Source organism: Pauljensenia sp. 20925_1_34 (genome assembly GCF_041432775.1).
In the GTDB taxonomy this organism is placed as follows: domain Bacteria; phylum Actinomycetota; class Actinomycetes; order Actinomycetales; family Actinomycetaceae; genus Pauljensenia.
Genome location: NZ_JAPWAG010000014.1, coordinates 1 through 26971 on the forward strand (window position 1 = coordinate 1; position 26971 = coordinate 26971).

Below are 26971 nucleotides of genomic sequence, written 5' to 3' on the forward strand. Positions count from 1 at the left end.
AGGGAAATTACGTGCGACTTTTGTGGTGATGTAGCGGTGGGGGGAATTGCTACCATAGGAGGCTCTGGGCGGCGTGTCGCCGGCGTGTCGCGGGCCTATGGTAGTAATTCCCCCCGTTTGGAGCCGTGCCGTCGCCGCGGCTCGTTCGACAACGAGGCGCGGCAGTCGTAATACCCCCGTTTGGAGCCGTGCCGCCATGCCCCGATGCGCCGACGCCCCGTCGGAGCCCGCGCTCCGCACATTGTTACGTTTCTGAAACCTTGCCAGTACACGCTCAGGAGGGGCCTTATCGTGCCTGTGCTTGAATGCGTTTTATGCTGTTTCGTCGTGGACTGGCAAAGAACAAGTCGCCCGCGGCAATACAACTATTGAGAGGTTTCCCAAAGGTCTACCGCATTCTCACAAAGATTTGACATACTGTGGAGCGGAAACAACCCGTAACACCAGGAGCCATCGTGCCCGACCAATCCGTCACCGCTACACATCAGCAGGACGCGGCCTCGGCCTCGTCTTCGACCAAGAAACCCAGCCTCGGCCGCGTTATCGCCGCGTGGGGGGTACACCTCTTCACCATCTCGGGCCTCGTGTGGGCCACGCTCGCTCTGTTCGCGATCCTCAACAACAACACCCCCATGATGTGGCTGTGGCTCGTCATCGCCCTCATCGTGGACGGCGTCGACGGCACCCTCGCCCGCAAGGTCGGCGTCCGCGAGGTCATCCCGTGGTTCGACGGCGGCGTCGTCGACAACCTCGTCGACTATCTGACCTGGACGTTCCTGCCTGCCCTGTTCATGGCGCTGCACCTGCCCTTCGGCCCGCAGCCCGTGCCGGTCGTCATGATGATCGTCATCATCGTCTCCTCCCTGTTCTGCTACGCGAACGACGGCGAAAAGTCCAACGACAACTACTTCGTGGGCTTCCCCGCCGCCTGGAACTGCGTCGCCATCGTCATGTACGTCCTGCAGACCCCCGCGTGGGTGAACATCGCGGCGACGATCTTCCTCGCGATCATGACGCTCGTCCCGCTGCACTACACGCATCCCGCGCGCGTCAAGCGCTTCCAGATCCCCAACATCGTCGGCGCCGCCGCGTGGATCGTCGCGTGTGCGTACATGGTCGTTGCTTACCCGGTCCAGCCCCTGTGGGCGCTCATCCTCTTCTGGATTGGCGGCGGCTGGTTCTTGATCGCCGGCTTCATCCGTACGGCGACCGGCGAGGATAAGTAAGCTTCCCGCCACGAACGAATACGAGAACGTCCCCCGGGCATTGCGCTCGGGGGACGTCGTTATGCGAGCCTCGTTCGGGCGGCGACGAGGCCGGGGCGGGCTGGTGCCCGCGGCCGGCGACGAGGCCGGGGCAAGTTGCGCTGTGAACATACAGTATGTGGACGCTGGCCCCACAGGTGTGGAGGGCGTTGCCGGTGTGGAGGGCGCCGGAGGGACCGGAGGGCGGCGGCAGGGCCTGGCCGGGCTTCGAGCCGACGCGCCGAGCCTTTAGGCTCGCGGCGTGGACGGCGGGCGGGCGGTCCGCCACCCTCGGGCACGGAGAGTAGTTATGTGCGCGCGCTACGCAACCGCGACCGTTTCGCCGCTGCCCTCGGGCACGGACAACAGCTGGGGGAGGCGGTGCTACGAGAGCTCCGCGAGGCCTTTCTTGACGGCCCGGTCGCGCTGGTAGCGGAAGACCTCCAGGAAGATGCCGCCGAAGAAAATCAGGGCGATGGCAGTCCACACGCCCGGGGGAGCGTGGCGCCCGTACATGAGGAAGTACACGTAGGGGGCGAGGAAGGTGACGGCGGAGGTGACGGCGCCGACGATGCGGTGCCAGAGTTTTTGTCCGGCGACCATTTCGATGAGGCCCCACGTGTAGGGGATGGCGGTGATCATGTCGATGGCCCACAGGATGCGCCAGTCGCCCCGGAAGTGCGGGACGTACATGACGGGCACGGCCCGCGCCATCGAGTACACGAGGACGACGACGTAGGCGATGAACTTAGGGTTGCGGCACAGCTTGAGGAAGGCCGTGCGCTCAATGATGGAGGCACCGACTGCTCGCGCGGCGCGGGTGGCGCGTGACGCGGTTGAGAGCGTGTCGAGGCCGGCCATGGCGACCCGCATGAAGGCGCGTTGCTCGTCGGTGCCGTCCGCCCACGCCTCGAGCAGCGCGAGGGGGGACAGCGCGATGGGCGTGTAACCGCCGGAGGGGGCGCCGGCCTCGTGAATGACGTCGGAGCCGAGGGCCTCGCGCAGGCGCGGCAGCTGGTCGGTGGGGATCTCCGCAATCCACAGGCGCACGCGGCGTTGGATGGCGTCGTGGAGCTCGTGGGAGAGCGCGTGGCCGGCGGCGGAGTGGGGGGAGAAGCCTTCGGCGGCGATGTCTGCCAGGGCGCCGGGATGTTCAACGACGCGCGTCGTCAGGTCGCCGGCGCGGTCGACGCCGGAGACGGAGATGATGGTGGCGGCATCCCACTGGTAGGTGCGCGCGATCTCGATGTCGAGGATCGAACGCAGCGTGATGAGGGATGCTGTGACGCTCACGGGTGGCCTTTCGTTAGGGGTGTAACCATCCAATTGTGCCTGACTGGCCGGTCGGAATGCGCGCTCAGGCGCTCACACGTGTGGGACGTAGAATCGTCGCATGGCGAAACGACGGATTGACACGGCCCGTGGGATGGAGGCGCTGCGCGCGTGGCGCGAGGCGGTTGAGCGGGGCGGGGAGGCGCCGCGCCCCGTGGTCCTGACGGCTGTGCGCTTCACGCTCGAGGAGCTGGGGGCCCTGCACCCGGGGCGCTCGGTCGAGGTGCGTGTGCCTCCCGCGGGCGCGGTTCAGATCCTGCCGGGCACGACGCATCGGCGCGGCACTCCGCCCGCCGTCGTGGAGACGGACGCGCGTACGTGGCTGTCGCTCGCGTGTGGTGTGCTCACGTGGGACGAGGCCGTGGCTGGCTCCCTGGTGAGCGCGTCGGGAGAGCGCACGGACCTGGGGCCCCTCCTGCCGCTCGTGTGAGGGGCGGGGAGGGGATCGGGTCGGTGAGGCTCAGGCTTCGATCTGGGGAGCGCCGAAGCGTGCGATGAGCTTGGGGGCCAGGTACTTCTGGGAGCCCTTGTAGGCGTAGCGCTGGGCGACGGCTGCGACGGCGGCGGTGGAGGCCGCGAAGAGTACCAGCGAGGCCAGGGTGACGTCGTCGGCGTCCTCGGCGGGGACGGGGCGCTTGGTGACGGCCTTCCAACCAAATTCAAAAATCTTGGAGGCTGCGAAGGCTGCTCCGGCGATGACGGCGGTCGTGGCGATCTTGTCGATGGTGGCGGGATCCATGTGTGTCTCCTGGCGTGGGTTGATTGTCCCTGCGCGGGCGCGCGTGCTTCCATGATGCCCCACACTCCGGTCTTGTGCGAGGCCCAGCGGCTGTCTGTCTTATGCTTAGACGCAACTGTTCCCGTCAGAAGGATTCGTCATGGCTCGCGCCCGCTTTGTTTTTGCGCTGTCAGCCCTCGCGGCTGCTGCTACGGCCCTGTCGGCGTGTTCGCCGTCTGTGTCGTCGAGCGCCCCACAGGATCCTTTCGCGGCGCCGGTCGTTCCCGGCCAGGGGGCCCAGGGCTTGCCCGGTGACTTGCATGGCACGATTAACGCGCCGACGCCTCGCTCAGGTTCGGGCGTGGTGACGGTTGCTCTCGTGGGCGGCGCGCAGCTGCCTACCGAGACGGCGGAGGCGTTCACGAAGGCGACGGGTTTCTCGGTCGCGGTCGTCCCGGTTGATGGCGTGGCCATGGTGCCGAAGGCTGATGCGGATGTCGTCTTAGGCTTGGATGGCGCGGATGCGTTGCAGGCTGCGAGGGCGGGCATGATCGCTGGCGCGCCCCCGCAGGACACGATGACTCTCGCGGGGACGGCCGTTGATGGCGCGCCCGCGGCTGTGGCGTACGGGCGCGACGACGTGTGTGTCATTGCCGACAAGTCTTGGATGAGCGCGAATAATCGTCCCTTGCCGACTTCGTTCCACGATCTGTCCGACCCGCGCGTGCGCGCGCTGCTCACGGTCCCCGACCCGGCCTCGTCGTCGGTGGGACGCGCATTTGTGCAGGAGGCTGCCTCTCAGACGGGCGAGGGCCTCGGGCCCTTCGTGCAGTCTCTGAACCCGCGCGTGGACGCCTCCCTGGGCGCGACGATCGGCGCGTGGACGGCCGGCGCGTACGTGTCCGACAGCTATCTGTCCGAGGTCGTGGGTTCTGAGTCAGGCAAGTCCGGTTCCTACCCGCTGGTGGTTGCTCCGCGGTCGCTGGCGGCTGCGGCCGCGACGAACACGGGCGCTGACTCGTACGGCACGGCGGTGACCTCAACGTGCATCGCGCGCATCATGTACGTGGCTGCCACTCAGGCACCCGCCTCCGACGGTGCCGAGTCCCTCATTGCCTGGCTCCAGGGCGAAATCGCGCAGCGTTCCCTGGCCACGACGGGTGCCGCGTACCCGATCGACGGCGTGCTCGCCGCCGACACGAAGGCCGAGTGGCTCATGGGCATCAGCGGAAACGCGGTCGTTACCGACGAGACGATCGGTTCCCTCGACGCGATGAACGCGTGGCTGTCGACGTGGAGCTCGGCCATCGAGGCTCCCGCACCAGCGTCCACGCCCGAGCCGACGACGGAACCCACGACTGAGCCGCAGACGAGCTCCGCGGTCGACCCCGTGCAGGACGAGGCCGGGGCGGAAGACGACGGGTCGGCGGCCTACGACGACGAGGAGTAGGCACCCCACCGGTGATGGGAGCGGGGACGCGGCAGTGCCGCGTCCCCGCTCCTCGTGTCGGCCTATCCGTTCCCGCGCGCGAATGGAGTCCCTCTAGTCGCGCAGCATCGAGGGGCTGACCCGGCACTCGTCGCCGATGCGCATGGGCGCGATGAGGCCCGCTTCGCGCAGCTCGCGCAGGCGCGGGACCGTGCGTTCGACGACCTTCCACGGGTCGATTGTGTTGAGGTAGATGCGGGTGCCGCCCTCGAAGCCGGCCAGCGTCGAGATGCGCCACTTGAGCAGGATCCTCCAGCGCATGGGGGTCGAGACGGTGGGCGGGCGGTGGTACCACTCTTCGTTGGCGGGCACGTCTGCGCCGGTCGCCGCGTGCGCGGCGTGCAGGATGTCGGAGATCCCAGCCATGGCCTCGTCGCTGACCTCCCATGGGTTGCGCGGGGAGTGCAGCGGCCAGATTGCGATGCCGGGGAAGCGGTGACCGAAGCCGGCCAGGGCGACGGCGTGCTCGTTTTGGGCGATGAGGAGCTTGCGGGTGGCAGCGACCGTGAAGATCTGGTCGTAGATGTCGGGCTGGGCGCGCAGGCGCTCCAGCTCGGCCTCGGTCTGGACGGACATGTCGTCGATGGCGACCAGCTGCTTGTGGAGGTGGTCGAAGGAAGCACCGGCGGGGCGCAGCCAGTTCTGGAAGGTTGCGACGTAGCGCACCGCGGGGCTGAGGTCGTACAGGTCGCGCATGGAGCGGGCTGTGTACGCGGTGTACTGGGCGTGTTCCTCGGGGGTGAGGGTGCCCGAACCGGCCAGCTGGTGGGCTTCGGTGGCGCCGTCGACGAAGTGGCGTTTGCCGATGATCAGGTCGTGGCCGCCGGAGAAGAAGCCGTTGGCAGCCTGGAGGCGTGCGGTCTCGCTGGTCGCGGCGAATTCGCCTTCGCTCATGCCCGAGGCCAGCATCCGCGCGCGCACGACGTTCATCACGTGGTCGTAGCCCGCGTCCGAGGCCAGGTAGCGGGCCATGCGGTGTCGGTCCTCTTCTGAGGGCACGTGCCCGTGGTTGAGGTGCCAGTAGTTGTAGGAGACGATTTCGAAGAGGTTGGGGATGCGCCGGAATTCGGCGACTGTGTCGCCCAGCTTGTCGGCACCCAGGGCGTCGAGCTGCTCCCATGTGCCGTCCTCGCGGCGCACGAGACGCGACTTTTCGGGCGGGGTCTCCAGGTAGCGGCCGGAACAGAACGCGCAGTGGTGTCCGTCGGCGTCGTGGTCGATGGGGTTGCGGTCGGTGCGTGGCGCTGTGAGCGGCCGGTTTCCGCGGCCGGGGACGGTCCATACCTCTGTGCCGGTGAGCAGGTTCTGCTGTTTGACGGTGCCGTCGGCGAGTCGCACGATGGCGCGGTCGGCGCGGGTGAGCTTCGATGCCATGTCTCAATCGTACCTGTCGTTAGAGTCGGTTCATGGTGGTGGGGTGCGAACCCGTGCGTCCGGCTTCGCCTTCGTTGAGGGCGTCGATGCGCGCGGTCTGCTCAGGGCTCAAGCTGAAGGAAAAAGCGTCGACGTTCGTGGCCATGCGCTGGCTGGACAGTGTCTTGGGGAAGACGACGTGGCCGCGGTCGATGGCCCAGCGCAGGGTGACTTGGGCGGCGCTGACGCCCAGTTCATCGCCGATGGCGCGCAGGGTGGGGTCGGTGATGGCGCGTCCGCGGGCCAGGGGAGACCACGCTTCGAAGACCATGCCGAGGCCCTGGGCGTAGGCGCGCAGGTTGGCGTTGGGGAAGAAGGGGTGTGCCTCGACCTGTAGGACGTGCGGGCGCACGGTGGCGACGGCGCGGACCGCTTCGACGTGCTCGCGCTCGTAGTTCGACAGGCCGATCGCGCGTGCGCCGCCGGTGTTGAAAGCCTCCTCGAGGGCCGGCCAGGGCAGGGCAACGTCGCCCCCGTAGAGGGTGGGCAGCGGCCAGTGCACGAGGAGCAGGTCGACGTAGTCGGTGCGCAGGTCTTCGAGCGACTGGGCGATGGATGCGGCGGCGCGCTCGGGCTCGTGGTTGGAGTTGTCGACCTTGGTGGTGAGGAAAATCTGCTCGCGCGGGATTCCGGAGGCGTCGAGCGCGGCTCCAACCTCGGCCTCGTTGCCGTACATCTGCGCGGTGTCGATATGGCGGTACCCGACCTCGAGGGCGCGGCTGACGGCGTCGTAGGCGTCCTCGGGGGCGACTTTATAGGTGCCGAAACCCAGCACGGGGATGGGCAATCCCGTCGGCAGCGTGAGGGTCGGAATTGGGGACGAGGCCGTGGTGGCGTCGTCGGGTAATGGGGCGTTCATCGGTGAATCCTCCTAGTCGTTCCCAGTGTAGCCTTCCGCACGCGGCGCAGTTGCCGTCGTCCACACGCGCTCGGTCAGTGTGCCGTAGTGTTGTCCTCGTTTCGGAGCAGTGTGGGGCACCGGTTGGAGAGCGCAGGAGGAATCATGATCAACGTCTACGAGACGGAGGACGGCGTCGTCTTCGACATGAGCCAGCTGGAGTGCGACGCTCTGCGCTCATATGCCGATGGGCTCGTTGCCGACCCCGAGCATCCGTTCGTTGAGCTGCTGCGCAGCCAGGGCCTCGTCGTCGGTGATGCTCCCGTCCCGCATCTCGCCGTTCTCCTTCAGGCGTTTTCGCAGGCGACGAAGGTGCTGACCGCTTGGGTCGTCTCTCCGGCTGGGTGCCGCCGATCCACCTTCTTCGTTGGCCCGCACTCCGCCGTGGTGTCGCGGTGCGACGAGGGGGGACTGTACGCGGGCGAGGATGACCTGTTGTCGGTGTGGTCTATCGACTCCGCGCAGCTGCGCGAGACCTTTTTCGAACTCAGTGCCTTGGGGGAACCCTCCGGCGATGGGATTGTGCCGACGGCGGTACCGGAGGTGCTTGTCAGCGCGCTCGAACGGGGCGACGACACGAAGATTCTCGTGGAGGTGCCGAAGGCTGCCCGCGAGATCGCGGAGATCATCGATTCCGAGATCGACGAGGCGACGGGAGCCTTCTGGGCGGACCTCGCGGATGACTCGTGGGTGGGGCTCGCCGTCCGGGTCGTCGATGCGGCGGAGTACCCGGATTTGTCGGGTGACAGTTGGCGTTTGATTGGCACCAGCGAGGAGGTATGCGAGGTGCTGGCGGGCGTGGAGTTTACTGAGCTGTACCCCGATGAGGTGCCTCTGCTGGCGGATAAGGACGGTGAATTCTGGGCGGCAGTTGCTTCATCATCGCCGGAGGTGCTCTGGGAAGACATCGAGGACGTACTCGCTGAATAGTCCATCTGTTGATTCGTAGGTCTCATAGTCTGAGATCAGCGGGTGTCAATTATTTACTATCTATCTGGTCAAATACTAGGCGAGGGTCGGTTTTGGTTGCTTTGGGTGTGTCGGGGCGCGAGGTGTGTCATCTCTGACCGCTTGACTTATAAAACATTGCAATAAAGCTGAAAACCCTGTGCGTGATGTCTGCAACATGGTTGGCACTTTTATTAGAAGCTCGGTTAATTTGTTGCGTGTGCCGCGGAATGTCAAAGGCTTGCATCTAACCAGGCGGTAGGGATTTTGTTAGGTAACCCACCGTCATTTGTCCTCACTATGTAACGATTTGGCGTACGATAGATACTGTTCAACTACGAAAGCCAACGCGTCACTACAACGAACGGAGAGTTATGTCGGTTCGCAATGCACTGCTGGCACTCGTCGCGCAGCAGCCCGCGGGTGTCTACCGCCTCAAGCAGATGTTCGAGGAGCAGACGTGTGGAGCGTGGCCGCTCAACATCGGCCAGGTTTACCAGACCATGCAGCGCCTGGAGCGTGACGGTCAGGTTGTGTCTCACGCTGAGACCAACGCGGGCCGTGACTCTGAGGTCTTCGAGCTGACCGACGCTGGTCGCGATGTTCTCAACGCCTGGTGGTCCACCCCCGTTCCGCGCGAGCACCCCGAGCGTGACGAGCTTGTCATGAAGCTCGCCGTGGCCGCTGCCGACCCCACGGTCGACGTCGAGGCCATGATTCAGACCCAGCGTCGCTCGACCCTGGGCTCCCTGCGCGACGTGACCCGCCTCAAGGCCTCGGCCGACGAGGGCGAGCTCGCCTGGAAGCTCATCCTGGAGCGTCACATCTTCGACCTCGAGGCCGAGCTCAACTGGCTCGACCACATCGAGTCCGGTGCGGTCTCCGAGGCCGCGCGTCGCGCCGCCTTCGCTGCCGCGAAGGGCCGCTCGATGAGCTGGGCCCAGGCTGAGGCCGGTATTTCGGAGCGTGCCGGGGTGCGATGAGCCAGCCTGTGCCGCTACCGATCAGGATGGCCGGCGTCGGACATGAGTTCGGCGCGAATGGCGTCCGAGTGAGAGCGCTCGACGGGATCGACCTTGAGGTCGCGCCCGGCGAGCTTCTCGCTGTTATGGGCCCCTCTGGATCCGGCAAGTCGACGCTGCTGTCTATCGCGGGCGGGCTCGAGCGCCCCACGCACGGCAGTGTCTACGTGAACGGAATCGACCTGGCTGGGCTGGACAGTGTGCACCGTGCCGAGGTGCGACGCCGGTCGATCGGCTACGTGTTCCAGGACTACAACCTGATCCCGTCGCTGTCGGCTCTTGAAAACGTTGAGATGCCGCTACAGCTGGATGGAGTCAGTCCCTCGAAGGTGCGCGAGGCTGCGATGGCTGCCCTCACAGAAGTGGGCGTCGCGGAGCTCGCGGATCGCTTCCCCGAGAGGCTCTCGGGTGGTCAGCGCCAGCGCGTGGCCATCGCTCGGGGCCTCGTTGGTAACCGGTCGGTCATACTTGCTGACGAGCCTACCGGCGCGCTAGATTCTCACACTGGCGAACAGATCATGTTGGTGTTGCGTAACCACATAGATGCGGGCGCAGCCGGTATCCTCGTGACTCATGAGGCCAGAATGGCCGCATGGGCAGACCGCACTGTCTTCCTGCGCGACGGTCGCATCGTTGATCGATCGCGCGGTGACTCACTGAGGGATCTGCTGGCAGACGCAGCACCAAGGATCTAATGAGCCGACTCAGCACACGGATGAGGCGATGGGGAGTAGTACTCCGCATCGCCTCTCGTGATGCACGCCAAACTTTGGGGCGCACGGTTACGGCCGTCATCCTCATCTCCCTGCCGATCATCATCGCGATCGGCTCGCTCACTTTCTGGGATGTGACGACCTCCCAGCGCTACCAGGCCTCGTCCTGGCTGGGGCACGGCACCGACGCGCAGGCCGTCACGCTGCGACGTTCCACCACTGCCCTCGACCAAAATGTCACGGCCGACCTTTTCTTCAAGACGTCCTCGGATGAGGAAGTCGACGTGACCATGGAGACTCTCACCCAGTGGGTGCCCCCGGGCGACCAACTGATCGCGGTGGACACTCTCTACCAGCTGCATATGACCGCGCCCGACGGGACCGGCTACACGGTTGACGCAGGCACGCAGACAGCGTCGCTGGACGCCCCGCGTGTCGACGCCGGCTCCATGCACGGTGGGCTCGGCGCCGATCACGCGGTCATTTCCGACGACGTCGCGCGCGCACTCGGAGTGTCGGTCGGGGACACGCTCAGCCTGTCGCTGACGGTCGGGCGCGACCGCACGAGCCAGACTCTCACAGGTACCGCCGTGGTCGACGCGATCATCAAGGGCAGCGGTCGCGCCATCGTCGGTGACGGCACGCTCGATGTGGACCGCCTGGCCGTGGCCGGGCGCACCCAGACGGCCTGGTTCGTCACGGGTCCGGTGCCGGTGTCCTGGGACAAGATCCGCGAACTCAACGCGTCCGGCTTTTCCGTGGTCTCGCGCCATGTGCTGGCCAGCCCGCCCGACGCATCTGCCATGCCGCCCCAGATCGCCCAGTACCAGGTCACCGAACCCACTCGTAACACGAACCCGTGGCAGTACCTCCTCCTGGTCGCGGGAGTCCTCCTGATCCTCACCGAGATGATCCTACTCATCTCGCCCCTGTACACGGTCGCCCAGCGTTCCGTCATGCGCACGGCCGCCATGATCGTCGCCAACGGCGGAGACCGCTCCGACGGCCGCCGCCTCACGATCGCTCACGGCCTCATCATCGGCGCTTACTCGGCCGGGTTCTCGCTGGCGTTGTCCGGCGCTGCGATGGTCGGCATCGGCGTGTGGTCGGGCCTCGGTATCGGTATCGTCCCGCTATGGCCGGCCGGCCTGTCGGTGCTGCTACCGATCCTGCTGTCCCTCATGGCTTCCGTCTCCCCGGCGCACACCTCCTCCCACATCGACACTTCGGCGGTCATTGGCGGGCGTGTGTGGGAACCCTCCCGCCTGGTGCGCCGCCGCATGATCTATCCGATCTCTCTGCTGGCCGGCATCCCGGTTCTGGTCCTGGCCGCCGCCGCCGGCTCGATCCTGGCGCTCGTACTCGGCGTCGCCCTGCTCGAAGTTGGCCTCATCGGCTCGATCCCCTACGTGTTCACGCGTTGGCGCGTGCCCAACGGCCGCGCGTCGATGAGCATGCGCCTGGCCCTGCGCGACGCCGTGCGCAACGGCCACCGAACGTTCCCGGCCATGGCCTCGATCCTGACGACCGTCTTCGTCGCCTGCTCCTTGCTCATCACCCTGTCCTCCTCGAACGAGGCCGGCTGGAACTCGCGCCCGCACTTGGGCCAGCGCGGACAAATCTTCGTCTCGACGGTTGACAAGACGGAAACGAATACCCGTTCGCGCGCGCTCATGCAGGCCGCGTCCGACACCATCAAGAACGACCGCACGATCACCTCCGAGGCGGTCCTCACCGGCATGGCGTGGAACAGTGGCCCCGGCGGCCCCAGAACCATGGTCGAAGCCGTCTCCCCGCACGACAACTCGACGTCCCCGGAGGCCTCCGACATGCTCCCCATGGCGGAGCTGGACGTCGCCTATATCGTTGACGACGGCACCTACCTGCGACAGGCCGGCTACCTCAAGGAGGCCGACATGGTCCGCGCGGTTGCCACGCTCAACGCGGGCGGCGTGCTGGTGCCCGAAAAGCAGTACATCGACGGGGCCGGCCAGGTGAGGCTGCGCAGCCTCGACACGAGCGCCATCGCCGAGGCCAGGGCCGCCGGCGTCTCCGAAAGTGAGCTCCCCGACGCGCACGTCATGGCGACGCAGATTTTCCCGGCCTCGCCGCTGACCCGCATCAACGTCATGGTGCTCTCCCCGAGCGCAGCAACGTCCCTCGGCCTCGAGTCGGTCACGCTGGGCCGCCTCCTGACGCCTGAGAAGCCTGTGAGCACCGTGGATGCGCCCGCCTTCCAAGCGACCATCGCCCGCCAGGTGCCCGGCGCATCCGCTCAGGTGATCGGCCCGACCATGCGCTCCCAGGTCCTGCCCTACATCGCGGCCCTCATCGCGGTCGTCGCGGCGGCCGCCACGGTCGCCCTGGTCGTGGCCCTCTCGGCCTCCGACATGCGGCCGGATCTGGACACGCTGGACGCGATCGGCGCGGCCCCGACCATGCGGCGCCACGTCACCACCTGGCAGGGCGTCGTCCTCGCGCTCAACGCGATTCCTACAGCGGTCCTCTCGGGGCTCATCGTCGGCGTGCTCGCCGTCATTACTTTTGCCCGCTCCAATATCTTCCCGACGCTGACCACCACGCTGCAGCCCGTCGTGCCGTGGGGAGCACTGCTCGGCATGCTCATCGGCATGCCACTGCTGTGCGCGCTCGTCGCCATCGTCCTGACGCCGCGCAACCAGAAGCGTATTCGCCGCATCAACTAGGCTCGCCCATGAGTGATGCACCCGAAACGGTTGTGATCCCCCCAGGCGCGCTGGCCTCGTCAAGCGTGCGCGTCGACACGTGGCTGTGGGCGACCCGTCACCTCAAGTCGCGCTCCCAGGCGACTGCAGCTGTGCGCGCCGGACACGTGCGCGTGAACGGCGAGCCCGTCAAGGCCGCCTACAAGGTGCGCGTGGGCGACGAAGTGCGCCTACGCATCGAGGGCTTCGACCGGATCCTCGGCGTCGTAGTGCTGCTGAATAAGCGCGTGTCCTACCCACAGGCGCGCACCGCGTACGACGATCGCACCCCCGAGCGTCCCCGCGTCCACATCCCCGTCGCCATGCGCGAGAAGGGAAGCGGGCGCCCCACCAAGAAGGAACGCCGGGAGCTGGACCGCCTGCGCGGGTACGACTCTCACGAGCATTACTGACCCTGTGCCGAGGCCGTGGCGGGCCCTGGTTGCGGTGCGTATACGCGCGGTCCCGCCGCCTGGTGAGGCGACGGGACCGTCAGCGAGAGTACTTACTCGTTGGGGAAGAAGGACTGGGGAGTGATCTTGTAGAAGGCGCCCCACGCGGCGTCGTAAGGTAGGTCGAACGTGTAGTCGATCTTGTTGCCGTCGGTGGGCACCGTGAGCGTGACGACGTCTTTGTCGACGTGCGTCACGTTCTGTCGGGTCTCGTCCGTGGAAAATTCGATGGTGAGGACGACCGTCGTGTTGCTGAACGAGGTTAGGGTGTCCGCCTTGTCCCGGTATAGCTCGGCGGTGCCACTGCAGGTGACAACGGTACTGTCGGCGTTGCGATTGCACTCGTCAGTGAGCTTAACGATCTCATCCGGAGTATAGGTGGTCATGAAAACAGCGGTTGTCACGCGCTTGGTGCACTGAGAGTCAATCGACTGTCGGAGCTGCTCGCTGGCGTTTTTGTAGTCGTCGTAGAGCTGCGGGATTGCTTCGGCATTCGACGCGCTGATCGAGGAACACCAGGTGTTGGCCCGCGTCTCGATGGCCTCCGCGGTGGCGGTGGCGGCCTGTTCGGACAGGGAACGGGCCTGCGTCCGATACTTGTTCGCCAGGACGCCGAACGTGATCGCTGCGGCAATCACGAGGATCAGGGTGAGCCCCATGACGCGGTTGTAGATGCTGAGTAGCTTGTTCTTAGCGGGCTTGGCCGTTGACGTGGCGGGCTTGGTGGTCACTGTGCTGCCTCCTGTGCTGCGCTCAGATCGGAGTTGGCGTCGCTGAGGGCCTTCTCAGCCTGCTGGAACTCCGCCGATGCCGCCCGGTACATGCTGACCGTCATGGTGGCACCCGCCGCGAAGCCGATGGTGAGGATCGTTGTGATGACCGCGATGACGACCTGAGACTTTGGGGGCTGGGGGGTGCCCTGGGCCGGGCGTTGGCTCTGCGCGGTCGTTGGCTCGGCGCCCGCAGGGGGGACGTCGGGCGTGGCGTGGCCGGGGGTGTCCGCCTCCTCGCCGGGGCGCAGGACTCGGCCTGTGATGGGGTCGACGCTGGCCGTGATCGGGTGGGAGGCAGTCCCTGTGACGGGATCGATGGTGGGCGCGAAACGGCCGGTGCTGGTCACGGGTCTGGCGACCGATCCAGTGAACGGGTCGATGATGCCCGTGATGGGGTGGGAGGTCGTGCCCGTGACGGGGTCAATCGTGGGTGCGAAGCGACTGACGTGTGGGCTGGGCACGTCGTAGGAGGCCTCTGTCCTGTAGTCGTCGGTCCAGCCCGTGCCATCCCACCAACGCAAGCGGGGTGTTCCTTCCGGGTCGGGGTACCAACCTTCGATCGGGTTGCTCACGGAAAGCTCCTTTCGTGGTTCCCACCATCACGGGACGGTTGGAATGGGGGTGACTGGTGAGCGACCGGTCTCGCCAGCGTCACATGTTTGAGGGCCACCACGCGGTCATCGTGGCCCCGCACTCTGTATTGTCCGTCATTTGCGGGTCGTAGGGAACTGAGACCGTGAAGGCGAGCGTCGTGCCGGGTGTCAGCGTCGCCGTCGCGGTCCCCTGGTAGGGGGAGGACGGATTGAGGTTCGTGTTCTTCTCCGTGGTGTAGCCGATGACGGTCACATCAAGGGGACCAAACGTAGTAATGGTACTCGATGGCTTGATAGTGAGGGTCCCGTTGACCGTGGTCGTCACCTGATCGGTCGTACATTCGGTGATAGCGATCGTAAAGTCCGCGTTAGACAGCGTCCGCTGGGCGTTGGCCAGTGTCTCCTTGTCGGGGCACTGGGCGTGGATGGTCTCCTTGAGGGACTGGGTGGCCGAATCGTAGGTCTTGATGGCGTCGCGGATCGTGGAGGCGTTCTCGCGCGAGATTGAATCGCACCAGGTGGAGGCGTCGCGCACGACGCCGACGGCGTCCAGACGAGTCTTGGCGGCCTTGATCTCCTGGTCGAGTGCGGCCTTGTCGGATTGTGCCTGGGCGGCCTGCTCGTCGAAGCTGTGCGCGGCCTGGGTACGCGAGATGTTGACCCAACTCACCGCGGCGGACAAGACGATGAAGATGACGGCGAGGACGGCTCCCGCGACGGTTGCTGCGCGCAGGGGGACGGGTGCGGTGCTCACTTCTCGGCCTCCTCGATCTGGCGGTTGATGTCCTCGAGCGTGGACTGAGCGTTGTCGCGCTGATCCTGAGCGCTCTGTGCCTGCTGCTCGGCGTCGTGATAGATGCGGCTCGAATCGCCCAGGTGGGACCACGCGAAGACGAGCACACCGATGAAGACGGCGACCAGAATCCACGAGGCGGCGCAGGCGAGCACCCATCGCCCGGTCGTGCGAGCGGGTGCCGTCGTGCTTGCGCTCGCCTCGTGCTCGCTCATTGACGAGGCCTTGGTGCCGTGAGCGCTCGTCGTGGCCTCGGGTACGGGCGACGGTATTGGCATGGGAACCGCGTCGGCCCCGCGAGAGGGGGCGTGGCCCTGTTCGTTACCACGCGCGAGGGGAACGGTGTCGGGTGAGGCGGCCATGGCCTCGTCCCGGGTGTCGACCTCGGTGTGCTGCGCGCGGACGGTGGGGCTGCTGACCGTCTGATCCTGCGTCGCGTAAGGGACGACGTAGTCGGTCCAGTCACTCCCGCTCCACCAACGCAGCTGCGGCGCTCCGCTGGGGTCCGGGTACCATCCTTGTGCGGGCTCGCTCATCGTGGGCCCCCTTTCCCCTTGCGAATAAAACTGTCTTTCTGGTCAGGAAGTCTAGTCGCAGGACGGATGGTGGGCAACTATCCGCTCAGAGGCCGGTCACCCACAAGCTCGTGATCATGTTGCCGCAGCTGCCCTCGGTCAGGCCATTACCCGGCACTGTCAGCGTGTAACTGGCCTTTCCGCCCTTGGGGATCGTGAACGACGTCGATCCGAGGGGCTTATCTGAGTCTCCGAATTCCTTCGCGGCCGTGAGGTAGAAGTCCACGGTCAGCTCGAGGTCACCCAGGGCGGCCAGCTTCTCGTCGTTGGCCCACATCTCGCCCTTAAACGTCACGTCGGTACCGACGAGTTCGCAGCTTCCCTCCGAGGCGAACGCTTGGGACTTGAGGGAATAGATGGCATCCAAGAGCGCCTCCTTGTCGGGGCACTGCTCCGCGATCGCATCGATTTGCGTTTGGGGTTTCGCGTGCAGGCTGTTTGCCTGACTATTCAGCAGCGACGGGCTGGAGTAGGCGGACGTGAACTCGTTGCACCAGGTCTTGGCGCTTTGGTCGACCTTCGCGGTGTCGATCTTGGCCCGCACGTCCGTGGTCTGCGTCTCGGTCTCCTTCTTTTTGTCGCGGAGAGACTGCGCGTCGGTACGCGTCTGGTCGGCTTCCGCCTTCCGTGAGCGGGTGCCAGTAACGAAGAAAATGGAGGTGACCAGCAAACACAGGGCCAGCACTGCCGCGATGGCCGTCAAGATCTTGATCGTGCGGGTGGAAGCTCCGTTCGCGGGGCTGCTCATGTCTGTTCCTTTCCGAGGTCCTGCACGCGGTCACGGTCCGGCGTGTGCTCGGGGTGACATCTCGGGAGTGGTGTCCCGTCACTCATGTGTGTACATACCCGTCCGGGACTTGGGTCGGTGGTGGGTAGGGCAGGGATTGCTCACAAGCCGCTCATCCAGATACTCTGCACCTTGGTGATGCACTTCCCGCCGGGTACGCCGGGGTCGGGCAGGTTCTCCGAGTAGGTTGCGCTGCCTCCCGACGAAATGGTGAAGGAGAACGTGCCGATGGGCTTCGCATCCTTCGCCGGCTTCGTTCCCTTCGTGTAGTACAGGTCCACCGTGACGTCGATATCGCCGAGGTCCGACAGCTGCTTGTTCGTGATCGTCATGGTCTCCGAGAACGTCAGCCCTTCGTCCGTTATCTCGCAGGTCTGCGAAGACTTCTCAAACGAACTCTCGGGCGCGGCGTGCAGGGCCTCGACAAATGCCTTCTTCTCGGGGCACAGCTGCGCAATCGCGTTGCGTTGGTTCTGCGTCTTAGACGAGAGTTCCCCTGACGCATTGGTCAGGGAGTTAGGGGTGGAGTAGGCGGACGTGAATTCGTCGCACCAGGTCTTGGCCGATCCCTCAACCTTCGTTGAGGTGATCTGCGTTCGTACGTTCGCGGTTTCTGTCTCCGCGTCCTTCTTCTTCGCTCGCAGTGACTCGGTGTCGGCGCGCGTCTGCGCGGCTTTGGTGCTCTGCGAGTGTGCTCCGCTGCCCAGGAAGATGGAGGCACCGAGCAGGCATAGGCACAGCACCGTGGCAATGATCGTCATGATCTTGTACGTGCCGGGAGAAGACTCAACGTTCGCGGAAGGCGAGGCATCATTGGTCACTTCTGGGCCTCCGTCAGTTCCTTCTGAGCCTGCTCAAGGCCGGACTGTGCCTCGTCGTACTCCGCCTGCGCGGCCGCATGCTCAGATTCGGCCTTGGCGAGGTCCTTGCTCGCGCTCGAGTAGGACAATCCGGTGTAGACGGCGGTCACCGCGAGAATGACGACGAGAATCCATGCGGCGAACATGCCGATAAACCAGCCTTGCCCGGAGCTCGCCTTGGCCTTCTTGTCGCTTCCCTTCTGAGCCGGGGTGTCCTCGTCGTCTGAAAAGACCGGTGTCACGCCCGTGTTCTGGTAGGGGTTGGGGTGAACCTTCGGAGCCTGCTGAGAGGATGGCATGCGGGGGCCACTGGACGCGGACGAGTCCGACTGCGCTGCGCCCTGCTGAGCGGGGACTGGCTGTCGAGGCTGGGGTGCGGGGATTCCCCGCGCGCCACCTTGCTGCATCGGCGCATTGTGCGCTGCGGGCGCGCCAGGGGTGGGCACGGGGACGCTTCGCATGGGTGCGGGAATGGGCTGCTGGCGAAAGTTGGGCATCGGTTGAAACTGCTCGGTCCACGAGCTGCCGTTCCACCAGCGCAGGCGCGGGCTTCCGGCGGGGTCGGGGTACCATCCGGCAACGGGTTGAGACATGGCCATCCTTTCACTTTCTGGGTGCAGTCTATACCCAACCCGTGAGCCTTATAACTCGGTCACCTTTGCGCTTCTCACACCCGTCTCAGGATGTGACAGGTACCCTGAAAGCTATGGCTGGTCTCTTCTCGTCCTCACCCCTGCTCGCGCTGTTTGTCGTCGTTGCGTTGGGTGCGGCGATTGGGGCCATTCGGATCGGCCCGCTGCGCTTCGGAGCGGCGGGTGCTCTCTTCGTCGGTCTCGTCGTTTCGGCTCTGCATCCCGAGGTCGTCAGTAACCACATGTCGATCGTCCAGCCGATGGGTCTGGCGTTCTTTGTCTATTGCGTCGGCATTTCCGCGGGCGCGACCTTCTTCCAGAATTTACGTAAGCAGACGAACCTCCTCGCCCTCACCACGGTCGTGTGCATCGTCGGCGCGGTCATCGCGCTCGTGGGAGGCCGCCTCCTCGGCCTGTCCTCCGGTCTGACGTCGGGCCTGTTCACGGGTGCTCTGACGGCTGCTCCCGCCCTCGACACGGCTACCCGGCTCACCGGGGATGCGAACGCGGCGGTCGGCTACGCCTTCGGCTATCCGGTGGGTGTCATCGGAGGCATCCTCGTCGTCACGATCACCGTGACGAGGAAGTGGGTCGGCCCCAAGGACACGCCTTCCCTCGCGGGGTCCTCCCTGGAGGCCGTGAGTATTCGCGTGTCCAAGCACATCAACACGCGCGACATCGACGCGTGGCGCGACCAGCGCGTGCGCCTGTCCTACCTGCGACGTGACGGCCGCACCCGCGTCACCGCGGCCGGCGAGGACCTGTTGCCGGGTGACCACGTCGTCATGGTCGGGGACCCCGAGTCCATCAGGGAGACGGCACCCCTTGTCGGCAAGATCCTCGATCACAACCTCGAGGACGACCGTTCCGACCTTGCCTTCGAGCGCATCGTCGTGTCCAACCCCGACGTCGCCGGCCGCAGCGTCTGCGACCTCAATGTCACCAAGCGATTCGGTGCCGTCATCACGCGCGTGCGCCGTGGTGACCTGGACCTCCTGGCCCGCGACGACCTTGACCTGCAGCTCGGCGATCACGTCGCCGTCGTCGTTCCCACGGACGAGCTCGATGACGTTGCCGAGTGGCTCGGCGACTCCGAGCGCCGCGTCGCTGAGGTGGATGGCATGGCCTTCGGCATCGGCCTCGTCCTCGGCCTGCTCCTGGGCATCGTCTCCTTCCCGCTGCCCGGCGGCCAGGGCTTCCAGCTGGGTGCCGCCGCCGGCCCCCTGATCGTCGGCATGCTGCTCGGCGCCCTGCGCCGCACCGGCCCGCTCGTGTGGACCCTGCCCGCTGCCGCGAACCTGACGATCCGACAGATCGGCCTCATGCTCTTCCTCGCAGCCCTCGGCCTGAACGCAGGCCCGCAGTTCGCGAGCCTGCTCGGCAGTCCCGAGGGCTGGCGCGCCGCCCTCCTCGCCGCCGTCATGGTTATCGTCTGCTGCGTCATCCAGGCCCTCGGCGCGAAGTTCATCGGCCTGTCCTCCGCGCGCGCAGCCGGCGGCATCGCGGGCTTCCTCGGCCAGCCCGCGGTCCTGCAGGCCGCCGACGCCCGCGTCACCGACGAGCGCATCGAGGCGGCCTACGCGACGCTCTTCGCCTTCGCGATCATCATCAAGATCCTGCTCCTGCCGGTCATCACCTCCTTCCTGTGAGCGCCGTAGACTAGGGTCATGGCTACCCCCGACTTCGTCCTCGAACTGCGCCGCCACGTCGGCAACGCGCCCCTGTGGATGCCCGGCACGACCGTCGTCATCTTGCGCCCCGCGCCGGGATGCGCGCCGATCGACTGGGAGACCCCCATCGCGCCTGAGACGGTGGAGATGCTGTGCGTGCGCCGCTCGGATAATGGAGCCTGGACCCCCGTGACCGGCATCGTCGACCCGGGCGAGGAGCCTGCGATCGCCGCCGCCCGCGAGGCCGCCGAGGAGGCCGACGTGTGTATCGAGGTATGCCGCCTCCTGTCCGTCGAGGTCGTCGGCCCCGTCACCTACGCCAACGGTGATGTCACCACCTACCTGGACGTCGCCTTCGCCGCGCAGTGGGTGAGCGGCGAGCCCAGCCCCGCCGACGGCGAAAACAGCGAGACCGCCTTCTTCCGGGCCGACCAGCTCCCGCCCATGAACGACCGCTTCCGCCGCGCCGTCGCCAAGGCGCTGAGTGGCCGCCCCGGCGCGGACTTCCTCACCGCCTGACGGCGCGTGGCCTGAGGGCGGACCCCGGCCTCGTCCTCCCGGCGCGAAAATGCTTGTGTTTGCGTCAAACCCCTTGCGGGACTGAAGTCCTAGTGGTGGAATGGGGGTATGGATACTCCTAGCAAGATTGCATACTCCGTCACCGCCGACTCCACGGGCGGCCGCGCCGGCACCTCCTCCGTCCCCGCGCTCGGCATCAGCCACGTCATGCGCATGCCCAAGGAACTGGGCGGCCCCGGCGACGGCGCCAACCCCGAAGCCCTCTTCGCCATGGGCTACGGTGCCTGCTTCCAAGGCGCCATGGGCCTGGCCGCCAAGGAACTGGGCATCGACACCAAGGACTCCGTCGTGCGCACCACGATCGGCCTCGGCCCCGAGGGTGACTCCTTTGCCCTGACCGCCGACATTAAGGTCTTTATCCCCGGCGTCGAACTCGACCGCGCCCAGGCCCTCGTCGAGCGCGCCCACGAGCTGTGCCCCTACTCCAAGGCCACGCGCGGCAACGTGCCCGTCACCGTCACCGCCGTCGCCAACCTCTGAGCGCACCCGATAGACGAAAGCAACCCCGGCCTCGTCCGTTCCACATGGACGAGGCCGGGGTTCCCTCATGCCCCCCGTGTGCCCTCCGGGGGAGGTTCTCAAGCGCCGCCGGGGGTGCCGCGCGCACGGCTGCACCCTTCGGGTTTGCCGGGCGCGGGCGTCCCGGGCGTCAGGCGCCCTGCCAGTACGCCTTAAGCGCCTGCGACAGCGTCAGAAGATCATCGACGTGGCTCATCTCGCGCGCCGAATGCATGGACAGCAGGCCGATGCCCACGTCCACCGTCAGGATGCCCAGGCGCGTCGCCGTGATCGGGCCGATCGTCGTGCCGCACGGCATCGCGTTGTTGCCCACGAAGCTCTGTGAGGCCACGCCCGCCGCCGCGCACGCGCGATTCCACAGGGCGATGCCCTCGGCGTCCGTCGCGTAGCGCTGCTTCGAGTTGATCTTGATGACCGGGCCGCGACCCATCACCGGGCGGTTATCCGGGTCATGGTGGCCCGCGTAGTTCGGATGCACCGAATGCGCCGCGTCCGCGCTCACGCACGAGGAAGCCGCCAGCATGCGCTCGAAACCATCCTCGTCGCGGCCCAGCGCCGTCGCCGTTCGGCGCAGCACCGTCTCCAGGATCGGGCCCGCCGCACCCGTGCGCGACCCCGAGCCCACCTCCTCGTGATCGAAGCACATGAACACCGTGACGTCGCCGCCCGCAGGCGTTCCTTCCGCGGCCAGGCGCTCCAGGGCCACCAAGCCCGGGTGCACGCTCGACAGGTTATCCTGGCGCGACGCGGCCACGAACTGACCCTTGTCGCCGAAGAAGCCCGGGCCCTGGCTGGGCGTGAGAATCAGGTCGAAGGCCGCGATCTGCGAGGCATCATCCAGACCCGCGGTGCGCGCCACGTACTCCAGCACGTTGCCGTACGGGTTATCCACCGTCCACACCGGATGCAGGTGCTTCTGCGGATCCAGCTTCAGCCCGCCCGGGTTCACGTCTCGATCCAGGTGAATCGCCAACTGTGGGATGCGCGCGATCGGGCCCGTGCGGGCCAGGATCACCTCGCCGCTGGTCAGAACGAGGCGGCCCGCCAGCGTCAGCTCGCGATCCAGCCACGAGTTCCACATCATGCCGCCGTACACCTCGACGTCGATCTGGCCCCAGCCATCCGGCGTCGTCGACTGCACCGACGGCTTGACCGACAACGCCGGCGAATCCGTGTGCGCACCCACGATGCGGAAGCCCGCGTCATCGGCCACTGTTTCGGGGACAAACCACGCGGCCACCGCGCCGGCGCGCACCATCACGTGACCGCCCGGGGACGCATCCCACGCGCCCCTCTCGTCTACGCGCGTAAAGCCGGCGTCCACCAGGCGCTGAGCCACGACCTCGGCCGCATGATAGGGGGAAGGAGAATCAAGGAGGAAATGCTGATAGTCCACCGCGTTCGCGTGGACCTCATCCAGTTCAAGCTGTGCCATACCCCCATCGTAGGCCCGTGACAGGGGGCTATGCTGGAGTCATGAGCGGAATTCCGATGTACACGCTGTCCGACGGCCTGACTCTGCCCGCCATCGCGCTGGGTACCTACAACCTGCGCGGCGAGGCTGGAGTCGCCTCCATGATCTCCGGCGTCGAGGCCGGGTATCGCATGCTGGACAGCGCCTTCAACTATGAAAACGAGGGCGCCCTCGGGCAGGCCGTGCGCCGCTGCGGCGTCCCCCGCGAGGAGCTGCGCCTGGTCTCCAAGCTCCCCGGGCGCCACCAGCGCTACGACGAGGCCGTCTACACGCTCGAAGAATCCCTCATGCGCGCCGACCTGGACTACTGGGACATGTACCTGATCCACTGGCCCAATCCCAAGCGCGGCCTGTACGTCGAAGCCTTCCAGGCCCTGCTGGACGCGCGCGAGCGCGGCCTCATCCGCTCCGTCGGCGTGTGCAACTTCCTGCCCGAACACCTCGACCGCGTGCACGCCGAGACCGGCGAGTACCCGAGCGTCAACCAGATCGAGCTGCACCCCTACTTCCCGCAGGCCTCCGCGCTGGCCTACCACGCGCAGATTGGCGTGCTCACCGAGTCCTGGAGCCCGCTGGGCCGCAAGTGGCGCATCGTCGACGACCCCGCGATCGTCGCCCTGGCTGCCGAAGCGGGCGTGTCCCCGTCGCGCCTCATCCTGCGCTGGCACTACCAGCTCGGCGCCCTGCCCCTGCCCAAGTCCGGTCACCCTGAGCGCCAGCGCGAGAACCTCGACATCTTCTCCTTCTCGCTGTCGCCTGAGCAGATGGCTGCGATCAGCGCGCTCGGGCGCCCCGGCGGCCGCCAGGCCGACCAGAACCCGGAGTACTACGAGGAGTTCTGAGGCTTCTTCGTTCGGTGGTGCTTGTGGCGCCGCTGGTGTTCCGGGCGCCGTCGGGCCCGGCCGCCCGCGAGATCGCCACACGCGAGCTTCGCTCGGAGTGGTCGATCTCGAAGCCCGCCCGTGCCCTCCGGACCCTCCGGCGCCCTCCACACCGGCGGCGCAGCCGGAATTCGCGGTTGAGCTTGTTGCTTGCGGCTCCGCTGGTGTTCCAGGCGCCGTCGGGCCCGGCCGCCCGCGAGATCGCCACACGCGAGCCTAAAGGCTCGGAGTGGTCGATCTCGAAGCCCGCCCGTGCCCTCCGGACCCTCCGGCGCCCTCCACACCGGCGGCGCCTGCGGTGCTGATGCATGGTTCGGTGTGTTGGCTCGAAGCCCGGCCGGGCCCCGCCGCCGCCCACGGGCACCGCAGCCAGGCCCTACCTAGTGCATTGCCTTCCAAAATAGTCCAGCGGTGTCTACGTCTGCTGCGCATGCGGATAGGTTGTCGCCATATGGATAGGTTATGAGTATCCGGATAGCTTATTAACCTATCCGGATGCGGATAACCTATCCGCATCTTCATAACCTATCCGCGTCGTTGGCTGCCAGGTCTGCCCTTGTGCCCACGTGCGTGTCAGTCAGGCTCCGGAGGCGCGCTCATCGCCTCAAACAAAGCGCCCGCCCTCGCGTCATGCGGGGCGGGCGGCGACAGTGACGGCAAGCATTGCTAGCGTCACATGTGAGGCAAACGGCGAAAGCGCGAGCTTACTTCTTCTCGAGCGTCACGCGGTACACGTTGGTCTCGCGCAGTTGGAAGCCGGCGCGCTGGTAGAGGCGGTTCGCGGCCTCGCGCGTGGGGCGCGACGTCAGGTCGACGGTGCGGGCGCCGACCGTCTTGGCGTGCTCGATGGCTGCCTCAACGAGGGCGAGCCCGGCGCCCTGGCCGCGGGCGGCCTCGTCGACGACGACGTCCTCAACCCATGCGCGCACGCCCGTGGGGATCTCGAAGGTGGCCAGGGACAGCATGCCGAGGATCGGATTGTTGCCGTCGGCGTCGGCCGTCTCGGCGCGGAACACGAAGAGGTGGACGCTGGACTGGGACAGGAAGCGCTCCACGTCGGCTTCGCTCATCGGAGCGGCGGAACGGGAGAGCTGGGGGAGCAGGCGCCCCATGGCCTCGTGGAGTTCGGGCGTGGCGGCGGTGATCAGTTCGACAGTCATGTTTCTCCTAACGGTTGGTCTAAGTGTAGCGGTCGAGGCGCGAGTTCCGATGCGGAAATCGGAATGTGTTGGTCCTCCGCTCGCGCGCGGGCTCACGACGGGCGACACTTAGTTTCCATGGAAACTAGCGTTGCACTGATGGACGTCATCCGGCTCGATGGTCCCTGCGAGATCGATGAGATGACGGTCTCCCAGCTCCCGATTCCGCAGGTGAAGGAGGGGTGGCTGCGTGTGCGTGTCGCGGCCTTTGGTGTCAATGAGTCTGAGTCCCACTCGCGCCGTGGCCTGTCCGACCCGGACTTCACCTACCCGCGCGTACTCGGCATTGAGGGTGTGGGCGTCGTCGACGAGGTCGCCCCTGGCAGCGCTTTCACGCCCGGCCAGCAGGTTGCCTTCATGATGGGAGGCATGGGCCGGGAGTACGACGGCTCCTACGCGCGCTACACCCTCATTCCCGAGCGCATCGTGATCCCCTTTAGGTCCGACCTGGATTGGGCAACGATTGGTGCGATCCCCGAGATGACGCAGACCGCCTACGGCTCGCTCGTTCACGCAATGCGCGCTCGGCGCGGCGACACGATTCTTGTGCGCGGAGGAACCTCGACGGTCGGCCTGATGGCGGTGCGCCTGGGCGTGCGCATGGGGATGACGGTCATCGCGACCACGCGCCGCGAGTCCGCTCGGCCGGTCCTGAACGAGGCCGGGGCCGCCCACGTGGTCATCGACGACGGGCGGATTGAGGGTAAGGTGCGCGCTCTCGCTCCGGGTGGGGTGGATGCGGCGCTGGAGCTTGTGGGGATCCCGGTGCTCGGCGATACGCTGCGCTGCGTGCGCCCTGGCGGCATGGTGTCGTTCACGGGGTCGCTGACGGACGTGTGGTCGATGAAGGACTTCTCGCCTTTCGGCCTGATCCCCTCGACCGTGGGCCTCACGGTCTATCACGGCCAGGCCTGGGATCTGCCGGCGTCGGTCTTGCAGGAAGTGCTTGAGGCGGTGAAGGCGGGCGAGATGAGTGTGCCGATCGCGGGGGTCTTCCACGGCCTGGAGCAGGTGCCCGACGCGCACCGCGCACTCGATTCCCACGCGATGCCCGGTAAGAACGTGGTGGTGTTGGGCTGAGGCCTTGGGGTGGTACTCGACCTACGCGCGTTCGGGGAGGGGGGCAACCTCGGCGTGCCTTGAGACAATGGCATTGATGTCATCGGTTCAGCCGAAAACATCGTGGGTGAAAACTGTATGACCGAAAAAGTCATGCTTTTCTGCTTTCGATACCGCAAAACCGGAATGTGCATGAGAGCCGACACGTCGATGAGACGCATCGGCTCCCTTTGCTATATCACCACTTCAATTCTCCATCCCCGCCCATCGGTCTGGTCAAGAGGTAAAGCTGCACAGGTATCCGGGTATTCCGTTCACCTAGAGGAATAAATCCAGATGTGGATCATGCGGCATCGATCTCACGTGGTTTCTTGTTATTTCGATTCACAATATGTGGTAGGAAGGTCACCTCGCATCCTGCCAGAATAACTGCAAACATGTTAATCGGCGGATAAACAAAGATTGCCAGAATAATTCCGATTGCCTTAATGCTCAGGTCACCCGCAACGAATTTCCGGTTACTATGGTCCAACGCGCTCGTCGAGCCATTAGCCCTTGCGACCGCTCGCGCAAGCGCCAGGTTGGATAGTGAAACACATATCACCACCGCGCTGTAAAGCATCTGTGCAAAAAGGCTTGTGAAGTGGTCGCTCACAAAGTCTGTCACATACGGGAAGAAAGAGGCAAAAAACAGCATGATGATGCTCCACCAGATCACCTTGTTGTCTATCTTCTTGATCCTGTGCCAATTGTTATGCATATTCACCCACATGGCGCCAAGCCAGAAGAAGGAAATCGCATAGGAGAAGAAATGCGACCTGAGTGCCCAAAATGACGCCCAGTCAGCTGTCTCCGGTTTCTCAAGTTCCAGCACCAATATTGTCATGATGATCGCCAATATCGCATCCGTAAATGCGGTGAGTCTTTCTTTGCTCATTTTTCAGGAGCCCCTTTCTTCTTCGCGTAGGCAAGGTGGACGTCGTAGCCTAGCTTATCGAGCATATCAACAAAGACCTTATTGATGATGCGCTCTTTCTTGTTTATCGACCCGCTAATATACGGTGCGGAGGTGCCAACCATCTGCGCCAGCAGTGCCTGTGTGACACCTTCTTCCAGACATTTTACTCTTATAAGGACCTCGACCTCTACCCGCAACCCCCGCTCAACACCCGGTCACCCACACTCAACTCGGAAGAGCCGCTAATCAGGCAGTCTCAGATGACACTGGGGCCAACAGACTCGATTGGTATTCAATCTCGCCGGAACGCACTCCGGCATAGAACTCCATCTTCGAATCAATAAACCCCAGCATCTCCTTCAGTAGTGCGATTTTGTCCTCAACAACCTGGCGTTGCGCAATCAGCATGACTTCGCGCTCCGGGATGCTCTCTTCTCCCTGGAGACAAAGTTCCATGTAATGGCGCATTTGCTCGATACCCATGCCGCATTCGCGCAGGCAGTGCAGGCCCTTGAGCCAGGCGATGTCGTGGTCGTCAAAGACACGGTAGTTGTTCTCATCTCGCATTACTCGGGGGACTAGATTGATTTTGCAGTAGTAGCGCACGGTTTCAACCGCGACACCACTGACCTCAGCTGCCTCCTTCGTTGAATACAACCTGCTCATG

At 65.5% G+C, this 26971-nt stretch carries 29 protein-coding genes; 13 read left to right on the forward strand and 16 right to left on the reverse strand.

Translation table 11 applies throughout. From position 1 onward, the window contains the following. Positions 1 to 455 precede the first annotated feature (455 nt). Positions 456 to 1226: a phosphatidylcholine/phosphatidylserine synthase gene (locus O3669_RS06585; protein WP_371524098.1), complete on the forward strand. Its 771-nt coding sequence runs from the start codon at positions 456 to 458 to the stop codon at positions 1224 to 1226. Positions 1227 to 1628: 402 nt separating this feature from the next. On the opposite strand, the gene O3669_RS06590 is transcribed toward O3669_RS06585, so the two are convergent. Next, positions 1629 to 2537 (reverse strand): cytochrome C oxidase subunit IV, encoded by a 909-nt coding sequence (locus tag O3669_RS06590; protein ID WP_371524099.1) that lies wholly within the window; start codon positions 2535 to 2537, stop codon positions 1629 to 1631. 100 nt (positions 2538 to 2637) lie between these two features. On the opposite strand from O3669_RS06590, the gene O3669_RS06595 reads away from it, so the two are divergent. Then, the gene (locus O3669_RS06595) at positions 2638 to 3006 is read left to right on the forward strand and encodes a sterol carrier family protein (RefSeq protein ID WP_314769150.1); all 369 of its coding nucleotides are present in this window, start codon (positions 2638 to 2640) and stop codon (positions 3004 to 3006) included. Between the two features lie 30 nt (positions 3007 to 3036). On the opposite strand, the gene O3669_RS06600 is transcribed toward O3669_RS06595, so the two are convergent. Next, positions 3037 to 3315, reverse strand: a complete 279-nt coding sequence (locus tag O3669_RS06600; protein ID WP_295968843.1) for a DUF4235 domain-containing protein — start codon at positions 3313 to 3315, stop codon at positions 3037 to 3039. A 139-nt stretch (positions 3316 to 3454) separates the two neighbouring features. On the opposite strand from O3669_RS06600, the gene O3669_RS06605 reads away from it, so the two are divergent. Beyond that, positions 3455 to 4744: a hypothetical protein gene (locus O3669_RS06605; RefSeq protein WP_371524100.1), complete on the forward strand. Its 1290-nt coding sequence runs from the start codon at positions 3455 to 3457 to the stop codon at positions 4742 to 4744. A gap of 93 nt (positions 4745 to 4837) precedes the next feature. On the opposite strand, the gene O3669_RS06610 is transcribed toward O3669_RS06605, so the two are convergent. Next, complete coding sequence (locus tag O3669_RS06610) at positions 4838 to 6157, reverse strand: DUF4921 family protein (RefSeq protein WP_371524101.1); 1320 nt, start codon at positions 6155 to 6157, stop codon at positions 4838 to 4840. Positions 6158 to 6176: 19 nt separating this feature from the next. Continuing rightward, on the reverse strand, positions 6177 to 7055 hold the full coding sequence (locus tag O3669_RS06615; protein ID WP_371524102.1) for an aldo/keto reductase: 879 nt from the start codon (positions 7053 to 7055) through the stop codon (positions 6177 to 6179). A 144-nt stretch (positions 7056 to 7199) separates the two neighbouring features. Between O3669_RS06615 and O3669_RS06620 the strand changes: the two genes are divergently transcribed. From O3669_RS06620 to O3669_RS06640, 5 genes are all read left to right on the forward strand, one after another. Then, positions 7200 to 8024 (forward strand): hypothetical protein, encoded by an 825-nt coding sequence (locus tag O3669_RS06620; RefSeq protein ID WP_371524103.1) that lies wholly within the window; start codon positions 7200 to 7202, stop codon positions 8022 to 8024. 392 nt (positions 8025 to 8416) lie between these two features. After that, positions 8417 to 9025 carry a PadR family transcriptional regulator gene (locus O3669_RS06625; RefSeq protein WP_295920011.1) on the forward strand — a complete coding sequence of 203 codons (609 nt, stop codon included), beginning with the start codon at positions 8417 to 8419 and terminating at the stop codon, positions 9023 to 9025. Further along, entirely contained in the window at positions 9022 to 9759 is a 738-nt protein-coding gene (locus O3669_RS06630; RefSeq protein ID WP_295920013.1) for an ABC transporter ATP-binding protein, read from the forward strand. Before O3669_RS06625 ends, O3669_RS06630 begins: the two co-directional genes overlap by 4 nt. 20 nt (positions 9760 to 9779) lie before the next feature. Beyond that, the gene (locus O3669_RS06635) at positions 9780 to 12482 is read left to right on the forward strand and encodes an ABC transporter permease (protein ID WP_315283605.1); all 2703 of its coding nucleotides are present in this window, start codon (positions 9780 to 9782) and stop codon (positions 12480 to 12482) included. 8 nt (positions 12483 to 12490) lie between these two features. Beyond that, entirely contained in the window at positions 12491 to 12913 is a 423-nt protein-coding gene (locus O3669_RS06640) for an RNA-binding S4 domain-containing protein (protein ID WP_371524105.1), read from the forward strand. 92 nt (positions 12914 to 13005) lie between these two features. Here O3669_RS06640 and O3669_RS06645 read toward each other — a convergent pair whose 3' ends face one another. The 7 genes from O3669_RS06645 to O3669_RS06675 form a co-directional block, all read right to left on the reverse strand. Beyond that, a complete protein-coding gene (locus O3669_RS06645; RefSeq protein WP_295920018.1) occupies positions 13006 to 13683 on the reverse strand; it encodes a hypothetical protein in 678 nt (225 codons plus the stop codon). Continuing rightward, positions 13680 to 14297, reverse strand: coding sequence for a DUF2510 domain-containing protein (locus O3669_RS06650; protein ID WP_371524106.1), 618 nt, complete (start codon positions 14295 to 14297; stop codon positions 13680 to 13682). The genes O3669_RS06645 and O3669_RS06650 overlap by 4 nt, the downstream gene beginning before the upstream one ends. Positions 14298 to 14376: 79 nt before the next feature. Further along, positions 14377 to 15072 carry a hypothetical protein gene (locus O3669_RS06655; RefSeq protein ID WP_371524108.1) on the reverse strand — a complete coding sequence of 232 codons (696 nt, stop codon included), beginning with the start codon at positions 15070 to 15072 and terminating at the stop codon, positions 14377 to 14379. Then, positions 15069 to 15647, reverse strand: a complete 579-nt coding sequence (locus tag O3669_RS06660; RefSeq protein WP_371524109.1) for a DUF2510 domain-containing protein — start codon at positions 15645 to 15647, stop codon at positions 15069 to 15071. The genes O3669_RS06655 and O3669_RS06660 overlap by 4 nt, the downstream gene beginning before the upstream one ends. Positions 15648 to 15732: 85 nt before the next feature. After that, positions 15733 to 16434 (reverse strand): hypothetical protein, encoded by a 702-nt coding sequence (locus O3669_RS06665; RefSeq protein WP_371524110.1) that lies wholly within the window; start codon positions 16432 to 16434, stop codon positions 15733 to 15735. A gap of 140 nt (positions 16435 to 16574) precedes the next feature. Further along, positions 16575 to 17294, reverse strand: a complete 720-nt coding sequence (locus O3669_RS06670) for a hypothetical protein (RefSeq protein WP_314769169.1) — start codon at positions 17292 to 17294, stop codon at positions 16575 to 16577. After that, positions 17291 to 17926 carry a DUF2510 domain-containing protein gene (locus O3669_RS06675; RefSeq protein ID WP_371524112.1) on the reverse strand — a complete coding sequence of 212 codons (636 nt, stop codon included), beginning with the start codon at positions 17924 to 17926 and terminating at the stop codon, positions 17291 to 17293. The genes O3669_RS06670 and O3669_RS06675 overlap by 4 nt, the downstream gene beginning before the upstream one ends. 113 nt (positions 17927 to 18039) lie before the next feature. Between O3669_RS06675 and O3669_RS06680 the strand changes: the two genes are divergently transcribed. The 3 genes from O3669_RS06680 to O3669_RS06690 all read left to right on the forward strand — a co-directional run bounded on the left by O3669_RS06680 (position 18040) and on the right by O3669_RS06690 (position 20694). Further along, positions 18040 to 19614, forward strand: a complete 1575-nt coding sequence (locus O3669_RS06680) for an aspartate:alanine exchanger family transporter (protein WP_371524113.1) — start codon at positions 18040 to 18042, stop codon at positions 19612 to 19614. Positions 19615 to 19632: 18 nt separating this feature from the next. Continuing rightward, positions 19633 to 20154, forward strand: a complete 522-nt coding sequence (locus O3669_RS06685) for an NUDIX domain-containing protein (protein ID WP_371524114.1) — start codon at positions 19633 to 19635, stop codon at positions 20152 to 20154. Between the two features lie 108 nt (positions 20155 to 20262). Then, positions 20263 to 20694 carry an Ohr family peroxiredoxin gene (locus O3669_RS06690; protein ID WP_371524116.1) on the forward strand — a complete coding sequence of 144 codons (432 nt, stop codon included), beginning with the start codon at positions 20263 to 20265 and terminating at the stop codon, positions 20692 to 20694. A 169-nt stretch (positions 20695 to 20863) separates the two neighbouring features. Here the strand turns inward: O3669_RS06690 and O3669_RS06695 are convergent, their stop codons facing one another. After that, positions 20864 to 22168 (reverse strand): M18 family aminopeptidase, encoded by a 1305-nt coding sequence (locus tag O3669_RS06695; protein ID WP_371524117.1) that lies wholly within the window; start codon positions 22166 to 22168, stop codon positions 20864 to 20866. A 41-nt stretch (positions 22169 to 22209) separates the two neighbouring features. Here O3669_RS06695 and O3669_RS06700 point away from each other — a divergent pair, with 41 nt between their 5' ends. After that, positions 22210 to 23049 (forward strand): aldo/keto reductase, encoded by an 840-nt coding sequence (locus tag O3669_RS06700; RefSeq protein ID WP_371524118.1) that lies wholly within the window; start codon positions 22210 to 22212, stop codon positions 23047 to 23049. A 743-nt stretch (positions 23050 to 23792) separates the two neighbouring features. On the opposite strand, the gene O3669_RS06705 is transcribed toward O3669_RS06700, so the two are convergent. Beyond that, positions 23793 to 24248 carry a GNAT family N-acetyltransferase gene (locus O3669_RS06705; RefSeq protein ID WP_295921165.1) on the reverse strand — a complete coding sequence of 152 codons (456 nt, stop codon included), beginning with the start codon at positions 24246 to 24248 and terminating at the stop codon, positions 23793 to 23795. Positions 24249 to 24365: 117 nt separating this feature from the next. Between O3669_RS06705 and O3669_RS06710 the strand changes: the two genes are divergently transcribed. Then, the gene (locus O3669_RS06710; RefSeq protein ID WP_371524119.1) at positions 24366 to 25367 is read left to right on the forward strand and encodes a zinc-binding dehydrogenase; all 1002 of its coding nucleotides are present in this window, start codon (positions 24366 to 24368) and stop codon (positions 25365 to 25367) included. Positions 25368 to 25689: 322 nt separating this feature from the next. On the opposite strand, the gene O3669_RS06715 is transcribed toward O3669_RS06710, so the two are convergent. From O3669_RS06715 to O3669_RS06725, 3 genes are read right to left on the reverse strand one after another with little or no spacing between them, the layout of a single operon-like run. Beyond that, entirely contained in the window at positions 25690 to 26283 is a 594-nt protein-coding gene (locus O3669_RS06715; RefSeq protein ID WP_371524121.1) for a TMEM175 family protein, read from the reverse strand. Next, positions 26280 to 26501: an XRE family transcriptional regulator gene (locus tag O3669_RS06720; RefSeq protein WP_371524122.1), complete on the reverse strand. Its 222-nt coding sequence runs from the start codon at positions 26499 to 26501 to the stop codon at positions 26280 to 26282. The genes O3669_RS06715 and O3669_RS06720 overlap by 4 nt, the downstream gene beginning before the upstream one ends. A gap of 49 nt (positions 26502 to 26550) precedes the next feature. Further along, on the reverse strand, positions 26551 to 26970 hold the full coding sequence (locus O3669_RS06725) for a MerR family transcriptional regulator (protein WP_291449150.1): 420 nt from the start codon (positions 26968 to 26970) through the stop codon (positions 26551 to 26553). Position 26971 lies beyond the last annotated feature (1 nt).